This window comes from Parabacteroides sp. Y3-G-102, from assembly GCF_023656845.1.
Classification (GTDB): Bacteria; Bacteroidota; Bacteroidia; order Bacteroidales; family Tannerellaceae; genus Parabacteroides; species Parabacteroides distasonis.
Map to the genome: position 1 here is coordinate 1 of NZ_JAMOKU010000006.1, position 21157 is coordinate 21157.

Genomic DNA, 21157 nt, shown 5'->3' on the forward strand with positions numbered 1-21157 from the left:
TGAAAGTATCTCTGATGGCAGAATCAACTGTGCCAATGCTAATAGTCCTTGATTGTTCATGGTACAAAGGTGCAAATTTTCTATAGAATTAAAGAATTTTCCCCCTGATTTATCGGGTGAGCCCGGAGCTGGCAGGGACACTCGGGATGAAGCGCGACAGGAACGGCAAACTCACGGCGAGCAAGGCCGAGGAAAAATACGGCGAGGCCCTCCGCCTGTATGAGACGACGGGCGAAAGCCTGAAATCGATAGCCGCCCGCTTGGGGCTGGTTTACAATAGCATCGGAGGATACGTGCGACGACACTATCCCGAACTGATACGCCGACACGAAGCGCTGGTCGAGAGGGAAAAGAAGACCGGTTTGTGATAGAAACGAATATAAAACATAAATAAATAGAATGAAGAAAAAACTTTTCAGCTTGATGTGCATGATATGCTTGTTTACATGTACTGCCGCATGGGGACAGGATGTCGCCTTGAAGACGAACGGGCTGTTCTGGCTGACCACCACGCCTAACGTGGGTGTGGAAGTGGCACTCAGTCCGAAATATACGCTGGAACTGGCTGGTGCCTACAACCCTTGGACGTTCAAGGACGACAAGAAGATGCGTTTCTGGCTGGTGCAGCCGGAACTGAAGTACTGGTTCTGTGAAAAATTTGAAGGCCACTTCGTCAGTGTCCACCTGCATGGGGCGCAGTATTACGGCGGGTTCAAGAAGAAACGCTATGACGGTTATCTGGCAGGGGGCGGCTTCACCTACGGATACGACTGGATTCTTTCCCCTCACTGGAACCTGGAGGCCGCCATCGGCATCGGTTACGCCCGCCTGTGGTACAAGGAGAGTCCCCGGACCATTTGCGAGAAATGCCACGAGGACAAGACGAAGAACTACTTCGGCCCCACAAAGGCTGCCATCTCATTGATTTACACTTTCTAAAGGTTGAACTGACATGAAATCGAAGATACAATATATTACATTGCTCGCTGCCTCTGCCGGGCTGCTTGCCGGTTGCGCCTCCCAGCGTCAGGCGGGAAGCGGCATAAGGGTTACGCCGGCGGCTTGCGTACTGGTTCCCGAAGACGGGCGGAACGCCGATATGGACGTGGTGTTCCATGTACCGGAAAACTATTTTACCAAGCGTAGCCGTCTGGTCATCGTTCCCCAACTCGTGGTGGGCGACACGGTGAAGGACGAATACCTGCCATTGGTGGTGGACGCACCTATCTACAGTAAGAAACTCAAACGCCGTGAAGTGCTGGAAAACTATACCGACACGCTTGCCGCCGGCATCCGCAAGGTGGACAACACCTCCGCCTCGTTCGAGCTGCCCTACAACGGAACAGTCGTTCTTCCCGCCGGGGTCGATACCGCCCGTGTGGTGGCGGTGGTCTCTACCGACGGCTGTGGCGAGTGCACCGGCATCGACACCATCGAGGTGGCATCCATCGGGCGTCCTTCGCTTTATATCCAATGGATGGAACCGCAGTTCGTGGTGCGTCCGAAAGTGGTGGACGGCAAGGGTGAGGCCCGTCTGGCTTTCGAGATTAATAAATACGATATCAATTTGGGGTTGGGCAACAACCGTTCCGAGCTGGAAGCCATGCTGGAAACCCTGACCCCGGTGCTGAAAGACACGCTGGCAACGGTCAACTCGTTTACCATCAGCGGTATGGCTTCGGCCGACGGCTCGCTGGCTTTCAACACCCGTCTGGCTGAGAACCGTGCCAACGCTGCCAAGGACTGGGTTGCCGACCGTTTGAGTCTGACTTCGGCACAGAAGAACGTCATCAGGATAGATTCCCGTCCCGAAGGCTGGAGGCCGGTGCTCGACTCCATGACAAAGGATGGAAATCCCGACTCCGTCAAGGTGAAAGACATTCTGGAGCGGTTTGCCGACCAGAACGACGACGTGCAGGAACGCCATATCCGCCGCCTCGACTGCTGGAACACAATCCGTGACAGATACCTGTCGAAAGACCGCAAGGTGGAATACACCTACTCTTATACCATCAAGAGCTTCACCACCGACGATGAACTGCTTGACATGTACGCCAAACGCCCCGACGCGTTCAACGAACCGGAACTGCTGAAAGTTAGCACGCTCATGCAAACCGATGCGGAGAAAATCGAGGTCTATCAGACGATATTGAAATACTTCCCCGATTCCGAGACGGCGAAGAACAACTTGGCTGTGCTCTACCTGCGCACCGGCAACGAGGATGCCGCACGCAGCATGCTCCGCCAGTTGCCCGGACGCTATCCCGACATCGAAGGCAAACGGTTAAAGGTGGAGGGCGCAGAATGATGAAGAAAGCGTTTGCATACCTGCTGTCCGCACTGGCCGTGGGGCTGGTGCTTACCTCCTGCATCCGCGACGAGATAGCGGAGTGTCCGCCCATGCGCATCACGCTGGCAGTGAAAGACAAGAACTATTTCAACGAGAACAGCGTGGCGGCCAAAGGGCTGATCGAGAAGAAGGCCGACAACCTGCCTTTCCGGGAGTATGTCTCTACCTTATATTATATCGTGCGTGACGAGGCCGGAAACACCGTGGCGGAGCATGCCACCTACGAGGTGACGGGCGATGCCAACGAGGAGGTGATAGATATGCCGATTGATCTGCCCTACGGCAAATACCACGTCACGGTATGGGGAAACCTGAAAAGCGAGGAACCGTTAGGCGATGACCTCACAGCCGCCGAGCTGGAGCACGCTGACGCAGCGAGCCGGGATGTCTATCTGGCGGATGCCGAGGTGGAATACGCCTTGGGGTCGGAGCATCACACCGTGGAGCTGGAGCGCACCAAAGGCCACCTTATCATCGTGGCGGAGAACCTGCCGGACTATATCGACCTCTCCGATAAAACGATATGCGACGTGTATAGCTTCGTTGCCACCGGTCTCAAATACGACCGCCTGACGGATCTGACCAGCCGTACCCATTGGACGGAGAAGAACCATATCACGACCCATACGCTGACCGGTCCCTCGAAAGGCTTCGAGAAATCCACGCTCAAGGTGGCGTTCCACGATGCCGACAACGCACCGGCTTCGCCCATGGCTCGTGCCAACAGCAGCCTGCTGCCGGAGGATATCCGCATCACGATGGGACGAAACGAGATTACAGTGGTGAAGTATGTCTATATGAAGGAAGACGACCCAGATCCAGATCCAGATCCAGATCCAGAGCCTGATCCAGATCCAGAGCCCGATCCAGAGCCCGATCCAGATCCAAAGCCGGAACCGGGTGGCAAGTTTGACATCTATGTACTGGTGAACGACAACTGGGAAGAAATACACGGACTGATCGTAGAAGAATAAAAACAGAGTTTAATCAAATAATTGTTTAATTTAATTTTCAACAAAATGAAAAAGTATCTATGTATGGCAGCGGCAGGTATGCTCCTGTTCTCTGCATGTAGTAACGAAGATGATGTTATCAACAACGGTAACTCATCTGCTGACTTCGAAGGGCAGGAACTCATTATGAAGGTAGTTAACACTGGCGATGGTTTGACAACTCGTGCTGCACGTCCTTTGTATAGCTCTGAAGCTGGTCAGAAAATCGACAAAGTGAAGCTGGCTATCTTCAAACTGAATGGTCTGGCTATTGAAAGTTGTGTTTTCGAAAAAACATTCGATGACTGGCAAAATAATGGTCAGAATTATGGAGGTGACCCCGATAATAAATCTGATCATGGCAAGTACGCTTCTTTGAACCTGAAGAAAGAAATTAATCCTGATGAACCGACAAACAAAGGTCTTGCTCCGGGTGATTACATGGTGTATGCGGTAGGTTATAACTCAGTAAGTTCAGTTTATACCTATGATCCGGGACTGACAAACATTGTGAAAGACTGGGGCGAGGCTGCAAAATTTAAATCAATTAAGGCTAGCACCAATGGTGATGCAGAGGAAATCTTCGCAGGTAGCATTGCTAAGATTACGGTAGGTAATGATAGAAATTTTACTATTGTAACAGATAAACCTGATAACAACATCCTATATTTGCATCGCCAGGTAGCAGGTGCTTTCGGTTATTTCATGAATATCCCAGCTGTAGGTCCTGACGGAACAAAAGCAACTCACTTGCGTTTGGTTGCTGCTAATAAGAATATGGCTGTTAATATGACCAAGTTCAATACAGATTTCAGAGTAAGTGACAACAACGTGAAATACGTTGTCAATGGTGAAACTCCTGGAACTAGTGATGCTAAATTTAAAGGAGGTTCAGAAGGCTTCGTCGTTTATAATATCAAATTGGAGGATTGGTTTACAGCTGGCGATTCAAATAATGATGGTGTATTGGGTAAAGGCGATACTTGGGCTATTCCTCAAACTATAAAAGACAAGGGAGAATTTGATGCCATTCAAGGAACTGTCTTCGCCGGTGAGTTCGTAATTCCTTTCGCAAACAAGAATGCAAAGACCTTTGAGTTACAACTAGTATCAGGAGAAGATAAGACTGCGACAATCCTTAGAACTTGGACTGTAAACTTGAAAACAAAACAAACTGGTGTTGTTGGTCTTGAAAATGACACTGAGATTGCAAATGAATCTGTATCTTCTTACAGTATTGTTCGTAACCACCTTTACACTATCGGTAGAAAAGACGTTGCTAATCCAACAGATCCAACAGATCCAACAGATCCTGAGAATCCTGAAGATTTGAGCAAGGGACAGATTCTGACTCTTCGTGTAAACGATAACTGGGAAGTAATCAATCAGTTAGACATTGAGCCGGAAATCTAATCTCCCCCTCATGTAACCTCATTTATGAACCCTGTTTCATAAATCTAATATAATCCGGAAGTTTCCAAGGGCCGAGCCCCCGGAGGCCTCCGGATTATTTGCATAATGTGAACGCACAATCATATTTTTACTATTCATCTCAAAAACAACAATCACCATGAGTATCTTCCTGAAACCCGTGCAACGCCGCAACCCGGTAAAGCCGAAAGACCCTATGAAGTGGTATCCCGTGCAATACACCACCAAGCTGGTGGGCGAGAGCGAAGTGGCAGAAATGATTGCCGACGATACTACTCTCAATCCTATGGAAGCGCAAATGGCTATCCGCCAGCTGCGCAAGGTGGTGCAACGTCTCCTGCTCGACGGCAAAAGCGTGAAGTTGGGCAACTGGGGAACCTTTAACGTCACCCTCAGCACCGAGGGAGCCGACACAAAAGAAGCCCTCTCTGCCCGCAACGTGAAGACGGTGAACATCAACTTCCAGCCCGGCGACGAGCTGAAAACCGCCATGCAGAAGGCCGACTTCGTATGGCTCAACAAAATCGTGGAAGGCAGCACCTCCACCGACTCCGAAAGTCCCGACGAGATCGATGAAGGCGACGATCGCCCCGTCATCGAATAACGCTGTCGGCTCCATTAGACATCCGATTGCCCGCCCCGTTCCGGCTGTTTGCTCAACCCCTTTCCGTGAGTCGGGCAACTCAAATCAGCGAGTCGGGCAACTCAGAACTGCGAGTCGGGCGACTCACGACAACCGTTCGGGCAACCCGGCAGAAGCCGCCCGTCCCGAACAGAAAAAAAACAAATCGCTCTTTGACATCTTGGAACATGACGGAAAACAATCTTTGCAAGGAGGGGAAAAAGAAACAGAGAATGAGGTGTTATGAACTTTCAAAGCGTATGTTGAAGGATTAGCATAGTTCTTCCCCACATAAGATACGATTCATAGAAAGAAGTTTTCCGTTCCCCTCGTTGCGCCCAAAGAAAGGCGCAGCGAGGGGAATGGTCCGTTTATACCCGTACCGTTCCAAGGATGGCTTGAAGAAGCGACAAGACATAGGATTGACAACAGATATAACGACGATATAAATATAAAAAGTAAAATAATAAACAGGAATGAAAAGATTGAAACTAAGGGCAATGGCCTTGTCGCTATTGCTGGCAATCGGAATGAATGTCATGGCGGGAGAAATCGTGGTCGAGAATCCACGTTTCCCTCGCAAAGCGTTAATTGCGCCCGACTGCATGATCAACACGATGATTAACGTCGTGGACGTGGCTTCGGGCACGAATGAGATGAACAACCTCTTGGATGAGAATCTGGACAATTTTGCTACCTTGGCGGGATTGGCCAAAGTGGGTGTGCTCTCTGACCCCATTGTCAGTGTAAAAGACCTGAAACATACCTATCCGGCAGGGACAAAGGCGGGGTTTTGCGTGGTGAATGAATCCGGCAATCTTCTCAAAGTGGATCTTTTAGGAAATGTAAAAGTCTATTTCTATCTTGACGGGCAACTCCAAGAGGGTGTAACCGTAGAGCAGTCAGACAAAGAATTATTGTCGCTCAGCTTGATACAAATGGGTGCAAGCGATGCAACGCTTTCACTTACTGCCCAATCAACAAAGCCTTTCGACGAGATTGGTTTGTTTGTGGAAGGTGTCGATGTAAGTGCCCTTAGTGCCACAAAGGTGAAATATGCTTTTGTGGGAGATGAAAGGAAGAAAACGCTGACTACAAACAATTTTGACGGTATTCAAGTAGATGCAGGATTATTTACTAAAGATAATGCAATTGATACAATCCTAACCAACACATGTTCATTTGCTACAAGAGGGATCTTAGTTAAAGAAAGCTATATAACTCTCTCTGAATTTGGAAATTTCCCGAAAGGAACAAGAGTGGGTTTTAAGTTTAAATCAGAGACCTTACTATCTCTGAATATTGCAAAATCTATGAAATTTAAATTAATTGACGGTAGTAGTAGTCAAGAAACAATCGTCAATGGAGATTTATTAAAAGTAGGTCTTATAGGAACAACTGATTATGATATATCTATCCAAGCTGAGCGAAAATTTAATAAAGTAGAACTTATCATTGATCATGGATTATTAGGTGGATTGTTGGATATATCTAAACTCTCCTTCTGCTATGGCTATATCGAAGAAGAGCCAGAGGTGCCCCACCACCACGATCTGAACCTCAGCATGAATCCTGTGATTTGCCCGGAAGAGACGGAATACCAACTCCAACCCTCTGACGGAAGCGTCACTTGGACTTTGGAAAACAAGCCTGCGGGCGATAATTCCGTACAGGTTTCCTCTACCGGCAAAGTAACCAATATGACTCCCGGTGTGACAGGCGAATATGTTTTCAAAGCTACGGCGAGTGACGGATGTTCAGGAACCGTTACCCTTACCAAAGGTATTCAACAGTCTGTCAATCCTGAATGCAACAAGCCGATTGCGGACGAAATGGAACTTGCCGGCAACATTCATGACTCAAGTGGCTCGTTGATAAGCATCTCTGATTTGAAAAATCCGAATAATATCATAGATCAGGATATGAGCACCTATGCCGAATATGTTGGTGGATTGTCTTTAGCCAATAACATGCAAATCATCGGCGTGAAAAAGAAAACAGCCGAACCGATGTGGACAAGCGGCACAAACGGAAAACGTGTCGGCTTCGTGGTGGAAATGAACAGTGGAGTGTTGGGACTCAATGCCTTGGAATACTATAAGATTCGTTTGTACAGCAACAAGACGCAGCAGTATGTGCACGAAGCAGTGGTTAGCCGTTGGAACACCGTTTCGGCCGGACTGATTGGCAACAATCAGGTGCAAAAGGTACGCCTTAGTGTGGAAGTGCCTGCCAATAAAGAGTTTGACGAGATTACGTTATGGAAATCCGGCGTATTGGATTTGCAGCTCAATGCCTTGCGCATTTATGGAGCTTTTATGAACGATGCCGGTAGTTATTGCTATACCGACGATCCGTTGGGATGCGGCAGTACGATTATCTCCACGGAGACAACCGGAGCCTCTATCAATTACGACGAGACCGGCTTCACCGGACTTGCAGGAGCAGCTACTTTTATCAAAGATTTGCAGCGTCTGATTGATGACAATCGGGATTCTTACACTTATTCGGACGGAATCAAGGTGGGAGCTGCCGTGAAATATGCCGTCAAGCTGGGCCGTACGTTCGGTAAGAACCAGCAGATCGGCATTATTATGGACAAAGAAACCTATCTCGCCAATTTGGACGTAATCAATAGTTGGACAATGAAAACCTATTACCGAGGCACAGAGACCGGTGACGAGAAGAAAGGCTGGAGCGTGTTGGGACTGGATGCCATAGGTTATGGCGATAAGATTTACCTGTTGCTGAACCCCACAAAATCTTTCGACGAGGTAAGGATACAAACGGGTACACTGGTTGAAGCTCTAAGCGGCCTTAAACTTTACGGTCTGTTTGTCCGTAACGATGCCGACGGCGATGGTATCCCCGATTGTGAGGACGAGAACAGCTGCGGACCCGATGTGCCCGTTGTGCCGGGCGACATTGATTTCTCGCTCTCTGCCGAGCATCTTTGCCAGCAGGACAAACAGACTGTTACCATCAAAGGCACAGCCGGTAGTATTTACAAGATCTCATGCCCCGTGCAGGGTTTCAATAACATAGAGGTATCAGCAGGTGACAACGGGCAATGCACTTGGAGCGGCACGATGCCGAATGCGGGACATAATCTCACTTTAACCGTTACGACACAAGACGGTACAAAAAGCGCATCCAAAACGTTCACGGTACATCCGCTTCAAACGAAATGGAATGGTAGTGTAGATAACGATTGGAACAATTGGGACAACTGGACGGAAGGTTCACCGTTAGCTTGTTCGAATGTGATCATTCCGGCTGACTGTACGCACTATCCGGTCTTGACAGACGCATCGGAGAACCTTTGTAATCTTATCCATTTCGAGATGGGTGCCGAAGTGGTGAATACCCACTTACTGACCTATAAGCAAGCCTCTGTCGATATGACACTCGATGCGGACCGTTACTACATGCTTTCCGCCCCCTTGCATGGGATGGTAACGGGCGATATGTTTATCCCGAGAGGAGGAAACCCAGCGGTATTTACCGAAGCAAATGCCAACAACGCTCCCCAGAACCGTTTCAACCCACGCGTCTATCAACGCTTGTGGGCGACCAACGCTAAAGGAAAGCCTATATCAGGCAGTCTGATAGAGGTAGCTCCTGATGAAACCCGCTGGACACCACCGTTCAACGCCTTGGCAGAAAAGTATGAGCCGGGCGAAGGTTTCTCGATGAAGGCTGCTAAGGGCACGGCAAGCCAATCGCTTACCTTCCGTTTCCCGAAGACCCATACTGAATATGAATATGTGACGGATCAAAACCAACCGACCGGCATCAAGGAGACAATCAACCGCGATAACGTTGGCCGCTTCATTTGTGAGAATGAAAAAGAAACGGTGGATTTCCCCTTTACCGTTGCGCTCTCCAACAAAGAGGCAGGAACCACCTTCTTGGCGGGAAATCCCTTTATGGCGCATATCGATATTGAGAAATTCATGACCGCAAACAAAATCACTTCTGTCAAGGTGTACGATGGCAACAACGCCAACTCACAGATATTGGTCGATGGCCAACTGGTCAGCAATGGAGCGGACTATACGCATATCGCTCCGATGCAATCGGTCTTCGTGACGGTGGCAAACGATGCCCAAACTTTGGATGTCACTTACACGGCTGATATGCTGGCTTCGGCTCCGGGATCTTTGCTGAAGAGCCATCGATTGGCAACCGAAAACCATTCGGACTTGAACCTGAGCGCAACTGCCGGCAAGCACGTTGCCAACACCTTGGTACGTCTCTCTCCGGTAGCTTCGAAAGCCTACGTTCCGGGTGAGGATGCCGAACTGCTGGTCGATAACGAGGTGCGCCCGGCCATCGCCCTGTTCAGCGTGGCTGGCGGCAAATCGCTCGACATCCAACAGTTGGATGGGGCAGACAGAATCCCCTTGGGCTTCTACCTACAAACACCGGAAACGGTTTCCCTGACCATACGGAAAAGCGGAAGCGGAGAATGGGACGGATGGTATCTTTCGGATATCCAGCTTCAGAAGAGCTACCCGCTGGAAGCAGCCGAGACAGTGATTCCGCTGGGTGTGCTCAGCACGAATGTAGGCCGCTTCTTCCTTGTAAAAGGCAATCCTACGGCAAACGAGTCCATCTCTGATGGCGAAATCCAGTGCTATTGCTACCGTGAGGGAACAGACCGCATCGTTGTCCGCTCGACAAACGCTCCGATGAAACGCTGCGAGATCTACTCGGCAAGCGGTACACTCGTAGACCGTGCCAATGGCGAAAGCACGGAATACCGTCTTCGCCCGACCTCCGGTATGAACATCATCAAGGTGTATCCGGAAGGAAAGGAACCCAAGGTATTCAAGGTGTCGTGCTACTAAACACGATGCTGAAGAACAGAATGTAGAATGAAACATAAAAAACAAGCATATGAGTCTGAAATTATCGAACACAATCAAGGGAACGCTTCTCTTCCTGACCTGTCTGGCAACCGCCGGCTGCGGACAGGAAGATATGCCCACGCCCGACGACGGAAGGCCGCAGGTGGTTCTCACCTTCAGTGCCTCGCCGGGCTTGATAACCCGTACCCAGCTACCGGGTCCGGACAATCTGCAACACGTCCAAACGGTGCAGCTCTACATTTTCAACGGAACAGGAAACGATGCCCAGTGTGTAGCCTCCGAAGCGGTGGACTGGGAGGATATTAAAGCTCCTGCAAACGGAGCAAATACAGCCTCTAAGACACACCCGGTGCAGTACAATCAGTTTACGGCGGGACAGCCCTATACCTTTCTTGCCATAGGTATGGACAACTGTTCTGGCGATACTTACGGTCTGCCCGCTGCGGTGCAAGTAGGTCAAACTACGTTAAGCGATGCCAAGGCGGTGCTCGCTTCCGGTAAGAGTCGTAACGACATCGCCGTATCCGAGCTTTTCGGCGGTTCCACCGTGCTCACTCCTGTAGAGAAAGGGCAGATAACAGGCACCATAGACCTCTACCGCCGTGTGGCAGGCGTGATGGGCTGGTTCAAGAACATCCCTAAGCAGGTGAATGGAAAAGATGTGTCCTCCCTGCGGATCGAGCTGTACAAGGCGCAGAACAAGAGTATCTGGCTCACCAAACCCCAATCGGGAGCGGATGTCATCATGGAGCCTATTGCTGAAAACGATGACAATAAGACCTTGGTGCAAATAGACTTGAAAGATACGGATTTCGGACCGGAAACAGTTGTATCCAAAGGCTCGTATGTGCTCCCCATGATTGCACCTTTTGCCACGGCGGATGAAATGACAGAAGCCGGGTATAGCGATGAGAGCATCTACGTAAAAGATTATACCCTCCGGGTAGTCTTGGCAGATGCAGACGGCAAGGTCATACAGGCAAAGCGGGTGAAAAACAAAGATACTAATACCAATGGCGGAACAGAAGGCGGTACCGGTATCATCACCACAAGCGAAGCCTACCGCTTCCCCATCAACGCCAACTGGTTCTACCCGATAGGTACAAAAGATGCGCCGATAGACTGGCCGGAAGAGGGAGAAGATGGCAATATTGTAATCACCGTATCTCCTAACTGGGATTGGAAAGGAAATTTGGAATGGGCAGATTAACGAACAATAAACAACGGAATAACATGAAACGATATTTCTTTTTATGCGGATGCCTGCTGGCCCTGTTCGCTTCTTCGTGCAGCGACGATATAATGGAATCGGGAGGTGCAGGAACAACAACCGGAGAAAACGGTAAATGTATGATAACAATTTCGCTGCCCAGGTCGAACGCACGAACGGGTGAAGTTGTGGGCAATGGTGAAACTAATGCCTCTGGAACATGTGTGGTAGATAAGGGCCTCCTTCTCATTTTTGAGTCGGATGCTCGGAATAATAAGGATTATGCACTCAAAAAAAGTGTGGATCTCAGTTTTGTCAACAAAGATTATAGTACGGAAACAGGATATATTTTTAAGGAGAAGAGATATACGGCAGCGGCTGAATTTGTGCCTGAAAAAGGAAAATTTTATCGGCTTTATGCGTATGCCTATAATTCGAATGGCGTGAAGCCGAATTTTGATTATACCGGCAAGGTGCTTCAGAACCTCAATGAAAAATTAGGACCTGATAGACTTGCTTCCATTGCTGTATCTATACCACCAGAAGTGCCGACCTTCAATGAAAATGTTACGCAGGAAATCTACGGTGGATTTTTGGATGCTTTTGGCGGTACTGAGCCATATCCGCAAGATGGATCTAATGCTTTAATTGACCCGACAAACAACCATTATTTAACTGGAGGTATCACAAACGGTATCATTGTAGGAGATGATGAAGACCAATATACCAGCTACGGCGCAGACATTCGCCGTCAGACAGGACGTCTTGACATCACATTGAGCGAGATGACTTCACAAAATGTGACAAAAGCGACCCTGCTGATAGAGCGATATACGGACAAGGCTCCAATAGGAATGGAAGTTATTCCGGAGATTGGTTATTGCAATCCTTTCGAGAAAGAAATTAACGAAGTGAAGGTAGCGACCGCTACACCTGATACTGATGGGAAGATTCGCCTTTGCGCTGACATGCTGCGTTTTGAGAACTCGTATGTCTATATCGAATTGGAATATGAAGACGGAAAAAAATCCCGTTATTTGGTACGCAGTGCCGACAAGGAAGTACCGGCTGGTCCGGATGCAACGGTAACACAAATCTCAAAGGATTTCAAAATAACCCTACTTGAAAACATCTGGATTTTGATGGAGGGGACTTATGACAATTTAGTGAAGAATAATCTGAAAATAAAAGTAAACTGGGAAGCGGACGTAGAAGGTCCTGACCTGATTGTGCAATAAATTAAAGCGATATGACAATGAAAAAGATATATGACAGCCGAATCCTCTCTGGGTTGCTAATGCTCCTAATGGCTGCATTTTGGACATCCTGCTCGGAAGATACCATAGGAACAGAAACCAACGGGGGCAAGCTATCCTCCGTCACGTTCCATATAGGTGGAATAGAGGGGCTGCGCACCCGTGCGGCAAACGGTATAGAGAACATAGACTTCAGTAAATATGGAGCCAAGCTCTATCTGTTCAAAGATCAAATTAAAGATAGTCAAACCGATCCGGATAATCCTTATCCCAATTTCAAACTTGACAGGGAACCTGTTGAAATTACAGAAGGCTACGTTACGATTGATAATCTTGATAGAACACAGAATAATTACATTTATATCATAGTGGCGTATGAAAAAGCTTATGCGGAGAAAGCCAAAGTAATGTCTTGGAACGCAGATTATTATAATGGCGTAGAACTTGAAGCAGCTAAATCTCTCTATACAACTTGCTACATTGCAGCTCTAGATGAAAATAATTATGCCCCTTATCCCACAGATGGAGAAGATCAGTTTATGATTTACGGAGCCGGAGGCGAAATAGCTTCGCAACTCGATCAATTCGTTCCGGTGGAAGTAGTTCTGACTCGCCAAATGGGAGCCGTAGTTTTCTCCACAGGGGCAGATAATATAAAAAGCATACCGGCAAATTGCACGATAAATACCGACTATTATCATCTGTATTTATCACAGATAATTGAAACACAAAGCGGTACACAAAATCATTGCAGTGATTTTGCAAGTCATAATTCTAATCCGGAAATTTCTATTGAATTTAGTGGAGGTGCTTTTATTAATGAGATAAAAGGCTACATGGTGTATCTGCCATGTACGACAACAAAAGCGTACGAGTCTTATGAAGCTTCGAATATTCCAGACAATGAAAAGATAAACTACAAGGCTGCTGAGCCGGAAGTTACAGGTATGACTTCCATTACAATACAAGAAAAAACGTATTCAACAAGCGAGCTATTTCCCATCTACCCCAATCGCCGCACCATCTTGACGATTGGCGACGGTTCAAAAATCACGGTTTCATTTGGAGATAACCAAGGCAATATAAATCAGGAAGGAGATTGGAATGGCGGTTTATAACAAAAAACAGATTAAAGGCATGAAACATCTATATATACTATTGGCAGGATTGGCATTATGCGGTTCTGCCTTGACCGGTTGTAGTGAAGATTACCTGCTCGGAGAAGAGGGAAATACGGTGAATACCGAAACAGAGGCGGATGTTCCCGAAGGATATGTTCGTGTATCGTTCGTTCCGCAAGAGGCTATGCAGACTCGTGCTGCGGTGGATGGAATCAGCAACTCGATTTATCGGGTACAAACTTTGCTGTATAAAGATAATGCACTGGTAGAAACTAAAACAATCTTGGACGATACCGAAGGAACAGGGCTGGAATGGCCGTATTATGGAGGCACCTATCGGAAAGATTTGGAACGTGGCGGAACATATACCATTGTGTATCTGGGTAACATACCGCAAGAGAAGCTGACCGGCACAGACGATAAGACTACGGCTCGCATCGCTGCTCCCGATAATGACATGTTCCGTGAAACCAATATGTATTATTTCTTTTCTGAGACATTTACTGTGCCAACGGATCAAAATACAACGAGATGGCAAATCCCTGTTATGCTTCGTCGTCTTGCGTCTCGCCACATCATTGGCGGTTACGGCATACCGGAGGACATAGAAGCAGAAGGAAAAGATTATTCGGAGAAATACTACGCAAGTATGCTGGATGAAAATCATTCGTTGGGAATAGGCAAGAAACTGTTCTCCGGCATGACAAGCGAGATGGGTAAAAGTTTCAAGGCATTGCTGATTCGCGACATTGTCTTTCCCAATGCCTATCTGCTTGAAAAGAGTTTTATTAAGTCAGGTAGTGCTTTGGCTACTTGGTGGGAAGCAAACAAGGATAGCTATTGGGAGGTTTATACAAAGGAGAATCCCTATTGGACTCAAGAGTATTTGAGCCAACAATGGAAGCGAGGTGAAGCCTCCAATTGGCATGGAAAGTTCGCCAACGAGACAGGTAAGGAGAAACCAAAAGCTCTGTTCAATTTGTTAAATGCGATAGTCGATGAGAATAACGAATCAATTCTAACTTTTATACTTAATGGGATAAAGGAAAAGGACTATGGATATGTTGATAATGGAATTACCCAAAATCCTGGATCTTATACATCTACACGCCAAGAAATAATGGAAGCCTTACAAAACGGTTTGCAAAATTCAGCATTGGGTGTATGGGATCGTAGCAGTAAAATTAGTTTCACAATAAATAAGATACCGACCTCTTTGGATTTCTCATTAAATGCGGTAGAATCCAGAGAAATGGTTGTTGCTGACCAACCGATCAATGATGCGACAACCAGCGAACCTAATTTCACCTTTTTGCTGTTGGGAACGAAAAGCAGTGACTTTTCGTTTGCCTCTTCAATCGCAATCAGCGGTATCAACACTCCGGAATCCGGCTTTGTGGGACAGGCTCTTACCCCTAACGTTTCAAACTCTTATAGGGTAAAGCCTACAGGTGAATTGGAATGGAATAATACAACCGATAAAAAGGTTGCAGTTTATTTTAGCTATCATTATGTGATGACGCAGTTGATTGAACAACTCAGTCTTAACATACCAGTAACAGAGTGGATTGATGCAAATGGACCACTTTATTATGCCCTCATTCCATTGTATAATATCACTAATGCGAATACATGGCGAATTAATGAACATAACGGGTTATTGACAACCTATAATACAGGAGAACAGACCTGTATCAAATTCTTGATACCCGATTTCAGTTCATCAACCACCCAAAATGTAGAGTGGATAGTGGAAAGCAGTGCAAGTAATAGTAACTAAGTGAAAATGATGCTATTATTAACAATATCATTATATTAAAATTATAGTATAAAGGATTTTAGTATTAACTTAAAACTGTTGAGAAATGAAAAAGATTTGTTTCTTGCTTATGGCTTTCTTCTGTCTGTTTGGTTCCCTGCGGGCGGCAGAAGTTGTGCCCGAAAAATTGACTCCGCTGGTGGGAAAGAACTGTGTCATCAACCAGATAGACAAAAGTCTGGTCGATGCGGTGGGTATGGAATCGGCATTGGCGAACCTGTTGGATTCCAACACGGATAATTATGCCAGTTTAAGCGGATTGGCAGGAATTGATGTCGCATACCACCAGATTATTTCCATCAAGGATATTGCAAACGACTATTCAGGAAAAGATCTGGAAGCCGGGTTTGTAATACAAAGCGTATCGGATGGTACCAATTTACTGACGGCAGATGTGCTGAAAATGTTCGTTGTTGAAACTTATCTTGATGGCGAAAAACAGGAAAGTTCAGTCATGGAAGGCTCAGAAAGTGGTCTGCTGGATCTGAACTTGATAACCATCGCTGCTGATGGAAAGACAAAAGTCTCTATCCGTACTACAAAACCGTTCGATGAAGTGCGTCTGGCTGTAGCCGGTGTGAATGTAGAAGCCTTCAAGCAAATGAGACTTTATTACGCTTTCGTCGGTGCAAATGAATTGAAGCCAATCACCAAGACTTTTCATTATGAAAGCGCATCAGTTCATGGTCATAGAACAAATGGTCTTGCCAGTGAATGGACAAGTGCCATGTGGAATTGGCCGGATCAGAAAGAAAGGTTGGTCGGAAAAAATTCAGAAGCAGATGGTGTAGGATTCGGTCTTATCAGTGGCTTGTTGACAGACCCTCATGTTACCATCAATGCCGGTGAAACTATCCCAGCCAATACAGAAATTGGCTTCATGGTGGAAAGCGGTTCGGTACTTGCCATCGAACTATTCAACAATACGGTGCTGACTACCTATGATGAAAATGATAATGAAGTGGAATCCAAAAAGATTGTCTCTGTATTAGGTTTGTCTGCCTTGAGCGGTGGAAAGAGTACAGTCAGCATGGTAACAACTAAACCTTGCCAGCAGATAAAAATCCAGTTTGGCGGTTTAAATATAGATTTGGGTGGCACGAAGATTTTCTATGCCTTCACACGTAGTGCAGACGTTGAAGTGGAAGATGATTGCGATTTGAAGTTAAGTGCAGATGTAGCCGTTTGTTCTCAATACTCTTACCAGTTGAGCGGAATAGACGGTATCAAATGGAGCATTATAAGTCAACCGGATGGAGCGAATGCTACCGTTTCTTCTACTGGTTTGGTAGAAAATATGACCGTACAAGGTGAATACATCATTCAGGCTGAAAAGGGAAATTGTATGGATCAAGTCATCATCAATAATAAGCCTACAGGTATCTCTTATGAATGTAATCGTCCGATAGTTGGTAATGGTGTAGAACCGTTTACTCCCAAAGGTGGCGGATGCTTGTTGTGTATTTCACCAGACTTAGACCCTGATAAGGCGTTTAATGTTGTGGATGAAGATTTGACCAACTATATTGAATATACCAAAGGCTTGGATTTGTTGAGCAATACAAGCATTTATGGCGTACAAAGCCCGACCATTTATGATGCTTCTGAAGAAAATCCTCGCCGTGTGGGTTTTGTCATGCAGGCTACAGATCAGTTCCTGTCTGCTGATTTGCTGAAGTTCTTTGTCATCAAAACTTATTTGAATGGAGAATTGCAGGAATCATCTCCGGTGGATGAGAATGATGCTGTCACAGCTGATTTAATCGGAAATAAAGACAATCAAATGCGTTTCAGTTTTGTGGCGACCAAACCGTTCAATCAGGTTTCAATTTGGACAGCTGGCGTACTTAGTTTGAATATCAGCAAATACAGAATCTACTACGCCTTTGAAGAACCGGCAACAAGCACATGTTTGAACCAATTTTCTTCAGCAGCTTGTTTGACAATGCTATCGGCAACACAACATGGTGCATCTATAAATTATGGACGTACAGGTTTCGGTGGTGTTGCTAACGTAGGGGCAACGATGCGGAATCTTTGCAATGTGATAGACGGGGATATGACAACCTCTGCATATATTGGGAAAGTAGCAGGAGTGGCGGCCAATACCTCATTGTCTATAAAGACCAATCGTGTTTTTGAACACGGTTATCAAGCCGGCTTTGTGATAAAAGAACAAACATTTGTGGGCAATGTGGATTTGTTACGAGGATTGCGTATCAGAACCTACTTGAATGGTGTTGCAACTGGTGATGAAGACATAGCACCAGAAGTGTTGTCGTTGGACTTGATTGGTGGTTCAGGCAAATCACTGATAACAGTAACACCGACCAAACCTTTTGATGAAATCCAACTGGATATGGGAGGTTTGGTAGATGCATTGGTAGAGTTGCAGGTATTCGGTGCATTTGTTCAATCTGATACAGATGGCGATGGAACCCCCGATTGCTTGGACAAGAATCCGTGCGGAACACAACTTGTTGTTTTGAATGCTGATGTACCCTGTGGCGCTACATATGCTGAGATTGAAATAGCAGGATATGATCCGGAAAAACAGTACACACTGTTTGATGGAAAGAACGAGTATGTTTTTATTGATGGTAAAGCCTCATTTGATATAACTCCTGGATATTACAATTGTACTATCCGTGAAGAAGGAATTGACGTGTACCAGAATCTGATAATAGAAGTACATCCTGATTATACAATTTGGAAAGGAACCAACTCTTCAGATTGGAACGATTGGGATAACTGGAGTAACGGAGTTCCAGGGGCATGTACGAATGTTCTTATTCCTTCCAAAGATTCGATAGACAATTCAAATGGAATTCATTATCCGATTTTGGAGCGAGGAAGAGGTATTTATGAATGTAACGGAATTTATTTGAAACCGGGAGCAGAATTGATAAATCAGAATCTGTTGACCTATAATAAAGCATGGGTGGCATTGAACATTTATCCGGAAAGATCAAATATGGTTTCAATTCCTCTGAAAGAAAGTTTCTCTGGAGATTTCTTTGCCTACAAAAAAAGTGGAAGCAAGGAGCCGTTACAACAGGATTATAAAAATCCGTTGTTGGGAGATACTCTTATAGGAAATGTGAACAGATCTGTCCCCTTTATTATCACTTCTATTTGGGAAGATGGTTGGAAACAGATTCGCACTATATTGGATCACAAAATCAATACCGCAGAGGGCATTGCGGTAAATTCGGTAAAGAATCAATATGTGAATACCTCTGAGCCTTTAGAAATTATATTCGGTAAAGAAGACTCTCTTTATAAAAAGGTTAATAATGCAGGAATAGAGTTGTCCGGAACAATAGTCATTCCACGAGACATGTCTAAAGTTGGAAAATTTACATATGATGCTGATACCCTACAGTCAACAATAACTGGAAAGGCAGAACAAACTCGCTATTTGTTAGGCAATCCGTTTGTGAGCCATTTGAATGTTGCTGCATTCTTAAGCAACTCACACAATAGTTCCGTGCTAAAACCTTTCATAAAGGTTAACAGCAATATAGCAGAAAATTCGGTAGTTGATTACGAAAAATTGACAGAAATCAGTGCTAATGATTTATCTGCTAAAGTAGCTCCTACCCAATCGTTCTTTGTAGAAGCACTTCAGCCGACAAAAGAACTGACAATTGTATTCACTCCGGACATGATGACTACCGGTGATTACATGGAACAGCAACCCGCTCCGCAGACCAAGTCAAAGGCAAGCGGAAGCACCGGCATCAGCCTTTCCAACATCAAGGCTTACGCCAAGGACGGCGAGGCTGTCATCTCGGCAAGCGAAACCATCAGGAGCGTGCAGATTGTTACCGCCGCAGGCCAAGTGCTGGCAAGCAAACAACCGAACAGCACGGAGGTACGCATGCCTCTGGGCCAGGGTATGAATATCGTCAAGGTTCAGACTGAAAACGATGTACAGACATTCAAGTTGATGAACAATTAATAAACCAAGGTGGCCAAGGCGAAGTGGACACAGGAGACTGTTCCGACTGCTTTGGCCCTTTTTTTAATATCGAAAAAAATAACAAGATGAAGAAAAAGCGAATATGGACAGCCGGTCTTTTCGCGCTGTTATTGGCCGCAGGATGCGACAACAGCAGTGAGATCGTCGAGGGACAGGAGCCGGATAAAGGACCGGTGCAGGAGTTCACCCTTATGGTGGAAAGTGACGGTGAATCGTATCTTGACAACAACGTGCCCCAGACACGGCGCACGGCTTCAAGCGCCACACCCAAACAGACCATCGACAAGGTGGCCCTGGTCATCATCCGTGATGACAACTCGGCGGAGGTGGTGTACCACACCACACTGGAAGGGTGGAACGACACGCAAAACATCGTGAGCCGGCCTTATGCCGACGGTTCGAGGCAGGGACGCAAGGCTGTTGTTACCTTAAAAGAAGAAAACCTGCTGGAGGATGGCAAAGACTATCAGGTTTATGCCGTCGGTTACCAAAGCGGCACATACGGAGGGTATGTCCCCTTCAAGGATGTGGAGGTCGGAAAGCCGTTCACGCACACCGAAACCGTTACCGTGCCGGACGGGGGGCTCGCTGATGAAATCTTTGCCGGAAGCCGGATCTTGCACGTGGAGAACGGTGAGATAACGACCGCAGAAAATTCTCCCGCCGGGTAGCCGGACGGGGCGGTCATCCTGCGCCGGCAAGTGGCGGGCATGTTCGGATACTTTACCCGTATCCCGACGGAGATAGGCGGGACGAAGGTAGCCGGCTTGCGTCTGGTATCGACCCGCAGGAACAGGACGGTTATCCTGGGCGGTTTCCGTTCGAATGAAAGTCCCGAAGACTTCAACCTGAAAAATGCGGTAAACGGTATGGCTCCTGATACGGAGTATGATGCACGTCTCTTCGGATCAACCAAAGACGACGCTTTTCTTGTCTATGAGGTGAGGCTGAAAAACTGGTTCCCAGGCAATACCGAGAATCCCGGACTGCCTCTGGATATGAATTCCGACGGTTACCTGGACGGGAAAGACACGAACTGGCAGGTGGATGGGGAAAAATATCCCGACAGCTCCATCAAGTTGCAGAAAGGTTCGGTATTCGGTGACTGCTTCTGGGTGGCATCGGCTGTTGAACCTAACAATGCTGCAAACGATGCCTCCACCCTTCAGATGCAGCTACTGGACGAGACAGGTCAAGTGTTGAAACACTGGGACGTGTCGCTGCAAGAGAAAGCGGCCTTGCAAGCCACCCGTACCGTCATCACGCTGGACGGGAACGGACGGACAATCCTCTCCACCGAAACCACACCCGAAACGGAGCGTTGCTTCAGCATCGTTCGCAACCGCCTTTATGCAATGGGTACGAAATCACGCAGCCAGAGCCATGACGGGGACGAACCCATTGACCTGTCGAAGGCCGACAAACTTGTGGTGGATGTCGAAAACGACTGGGAAAGCTGGGACACGATAGTTATCAGGGAAAAATGACAACGGCATT

At 46.8% G+C, this 21157-nt stretch carries 15 protein-coding genes; 14 read left to right on the forward strand and 1 reads right to left on the reverse strand.

Translation table 11 applies throughout. The annotated features are described in order from the left end of the window. Nucleotides 1-80 precede the first annotated feature (80 nt). The gene (locus NBH16_RS04050) at nucleotides 81-431 is read right to left on the reverse strand and encodes a hypothetical protein (RefSeq protein WP_250788128.1); all 351 of its coding nucleotides are present in this window, start codon (nucleotides 429-431) and stop codon (nucleotides 81-83) included. Between NBH16_RS04050 and NBH16_RS04055 the strand changes: the two genes are divergently transcribed. The 14 genes from NBH16_RS04055 to NBH16_RS04120 all read left to right on the forward strand — a co-directional run bounded on the left by NBH16_RS04055 (nucleotide 424) and on the right by NBH16_RS04120 (nucleotide 21147). Beyond that, nucleotides 424-939 carry a DUF3575 domain-containing protein gene (locus NBH16_RS04055; protein WP_250788129.1) on the forward strand — a complete coding sequence of 172 codons (516 nt, stop codon included), beginning with the start codon at nucleotides 424-426 and terminating at the stop codon, nucleotides 937-939. The genes NBH16_RS04050 and NBH16_RS04055 overlap by 8 nt on opposite strands. A gap of 13 nt (nucleotides 940-952) precedes the next feature. Beyond that, nucleotides 953-2308, forward strand: coding sequence for a tetratricopeptide repeat protein (locus NBH16_RS04060; RefSeq protein ID WP_250788130.1), 1356 nt, complete (start codon nucleotides 953-955; stop codon nucleotides 2306-2308). Between the two features lie 47 nt (nucleotides 2309-2355). Then, a complete protein-coding gene (locus NBH16_RS04065; protein WP_250788131.1) occupies nucleotides 2356-3324 on the forward strand; it encodes a hypothetical protein in 969 nt (322 codons plus the stop codon). A 63-nt stretch (nucleotides 3325-3387) separates the two neighbouring features. Beyond that, nucleotides 3388-4755: a hypothetical protein gene (locus NBH16_RS04070; RefSeq protein WP_250788132.1), complete on the forward strand. Its 1368-nt coding sequence runs from the start codon at nucleotides 3388-3390 to the stop codon at nucleotides 4753-4755. Between the two features lie 157 nt (nucleotides 4756-4912). Next, on the forward strand, nucleotides 4913-5377 hold the full coding sequence (locus NBH16_RS04075) for an HU family DNA-binding protein (RefSeq protein WP_250788133.1): 465 nt from the start codon (nucleotides 4913-4915) through the stop codon (nucleotides 5375-5377). Then, on the forward strand, nucleotides 5346-5642 hold the full coding sequence (locus tag NBH16_RS04080) for a hypothetical protein (protein ID WP_250788134.1): 297 nt from the start codon (nucleotides 5346-5348) through the stop codon (nucleotides 5640-5642). Before NBH16_RS04075 ends, NBH16_RS04080 begins: the two co-directional genes overlap by 32 nt. A gap of 229 nt (nucleotides 5643-5871) precedes the next feature. Further along, nucleotides 5872-10248 (forward strand): hypothetical protein, encoded by a 4377-nt coding sequence (locus NBH16_RS04085; protein ID WP_250788135.1) that lies wholly within the window; start codon nucleotides 5872-5874, stop codon nucleotides 10246-10248. Nucleotides 10249-10297: 49 nt separating this feature from the next. After that, nucleotides 10298-11479 (forward strand): FimB/Mfa2 family fimbrial subunit, encoded by a 1182-nt coding sequence (locus tag NBH16_RS04090; protein WP_250788136.1) that lies wholly within the window; start codon nucleotides 10298-10300, stop codon nucleotides 11477-11479. 23 nt (nucleotides 11480-11502) lie between these two features. Then, nucleotides 11503-12717, forward strand: a complete 1215-nt coding sequence (locus NBH16_RS04095; RefSeq protein ID WP_250788137.1) for a hypothetical protein — start codon at nucleotides 11503-11505, stop codon at nucleotides 12715-12717. Nucleotides 12718-12734: 17 nt separating this feature from the next. Beyond that, complete coding sequence (locus NBH16_RS04100; protein WP_250788138.1) at nucleotides 12735-13853, forward strand: hypothetical protein; 1119 nt, start codon at nucleotides 12735-12737, stop codon at nucleotides 13851-13853. A gap of 19 nt (nucleotides 13854-13872) precedes the next feature. After that, nucleotides 13873-15636 (forward strand): hypothetical protein, encoded by a 1764-nt coding sequence (locus NBH16_RS04105; RefSeq protein ID WP_250788139.1) that lies wholly within the window; start codon nucleotides 13873-13875, stop codon nucleotides 15634-15636. Nucleotides 15637-15721: 85 nt separating this feature from the next. After that, the gene (locus tag NBH16_RS04110) at nucleotides 15722-19639 is read left to right on the forward strand and encodes a T9SS type A sorting domain-containing protein (protein WP_250788140.1); all 3918 of its coding nucleotides are present in this window, start codon (nucleotides 15722-15724) and stop codon (nucleotides 19637-19639) included. Nucleotides 19640-19725: 86 nt separating this feature from the next. Next, nucleotides 19726-20331 carry a hypothetical protein gene (locus NBH16_RS04115; protein WP_250788141.1) on the forward strand — a complete coding sequence of 202 codons (606 nt, stop codon included), beginning with the start codon at nucleotides 19726-19728 and terminating at the stop codon, nucleotides 20329-20331. A 39-nt stretch (nucleotides 20332-20370) separates the two neighbouring features. Then, complete coding sequence (locus tag NBH16_RS04120; protein WP_250788142.1) at nucleotides 20371-21147, forward strand: hypothetical protein; 777 nt, start codon at nucleotides 20371-20373, stop codon at nucleotides 21145-21147. The last annotated feature ends 10 nt before the right edge of the window (nucleotides 21148-21157 follow it).

Bases quoted from the DNA above. Each gene is read 5' to 3' on its own strand.
- NBH16_RS04075 (WP_250788133.1), top strand. From the start codon at position 4,913: ATGAGTATCTTCCTGAAACCCGTGCAACGCCGCAACCCGGTAAAGCCG.
- NBH16_RS04050 (WP_250788128.1), bottom strand. From the start codon at position 431: ATGCACATCAAGCTGAAAAGTTTTTTCTTCATTCTATTTATTTATGTT.
- NBH16_RS04110 (WP_250788140.1), top strand. From the start codon at position 15,722: ATGAAAAAGATTTGTTTCTTGCTTATGGCTTTCTTCTGTCTGTTTGGT.
- NBH16_RS04100 (WP_250788138.1), top strand. From the start codon at position 12,735: ATGAAAAAGATATATGACAGCCGAATCCTCTCTGGGTTGCTAATGCTC.
- NBH16_RS04120 (WP_250788142.1), top strand. From the start codon at position 20,371: ATGTTCGGATACTTTACCCGTATCCCGACGGAGATAGGCGGGACGAAG.
- NBH16_RS04055 (WP_250788129.1), top strand. From the start codon at position 424: ATGTGCATGATATGCTTGTTTACATGTACTGCCGCATGGGGACAGGAT.
- NBH16_RS04090 (WP_250788136.1), top strand. From the start codon at position 10,298: ATGAGTCTGAAATTATCGAACACAATCAAGGGAACGCTTCTCTTCCTG.
- NBH16_RS04080 (WP_250788134.1), top strand. From the start codon at position 5,346: ATGAAGGCGACGATCGCCCCGTCATCGAATAACGCTGTCGGCTCCATT.
- NBH16_RS04060 (WP_250788130.1), top strand. From the start codon at position 953: ATGAAATCGAAGATACAATATATTACATTGCTCGCTGCCTCTGCCGGG.
- NBH16_RS04070 (WP_250788132.1), top strand. From the start codon at position 3,388: ATGGCAGCGGCAGGTATGCTCCTGTTCTCTGCATGTAGTAACGAAGAT.
- NBH16_RS04105 (WP_250788139.1), top strand. From the start codon at position 13,873: ATGAAACATCTATATATACTATTGGCAGGATTGGCATTATGCGGTTCT.
- NBH16_RS04095 (WP_250788137.1), top strand. From the start codon at position 11,503: ATGAAACGATATTTCTTTTTATGCGGATGCCTGCTGGCCCTGTTCGCT.
- NBH16_RS04115 (WP_250788141.1), top strand. From the start codon at position 19,726: ATGAAGAAAAAGCGAATATGGACAGCCGGTCTTTTCGCGCTGTTATTG.
- NBH16_RS04085 (WP_250788135.1), top strand. From the start codon at position 5,872: ATGAAAAGATTGAAACTAAGGGCAATGGCCTTGTCGCTATTGCTGGCA.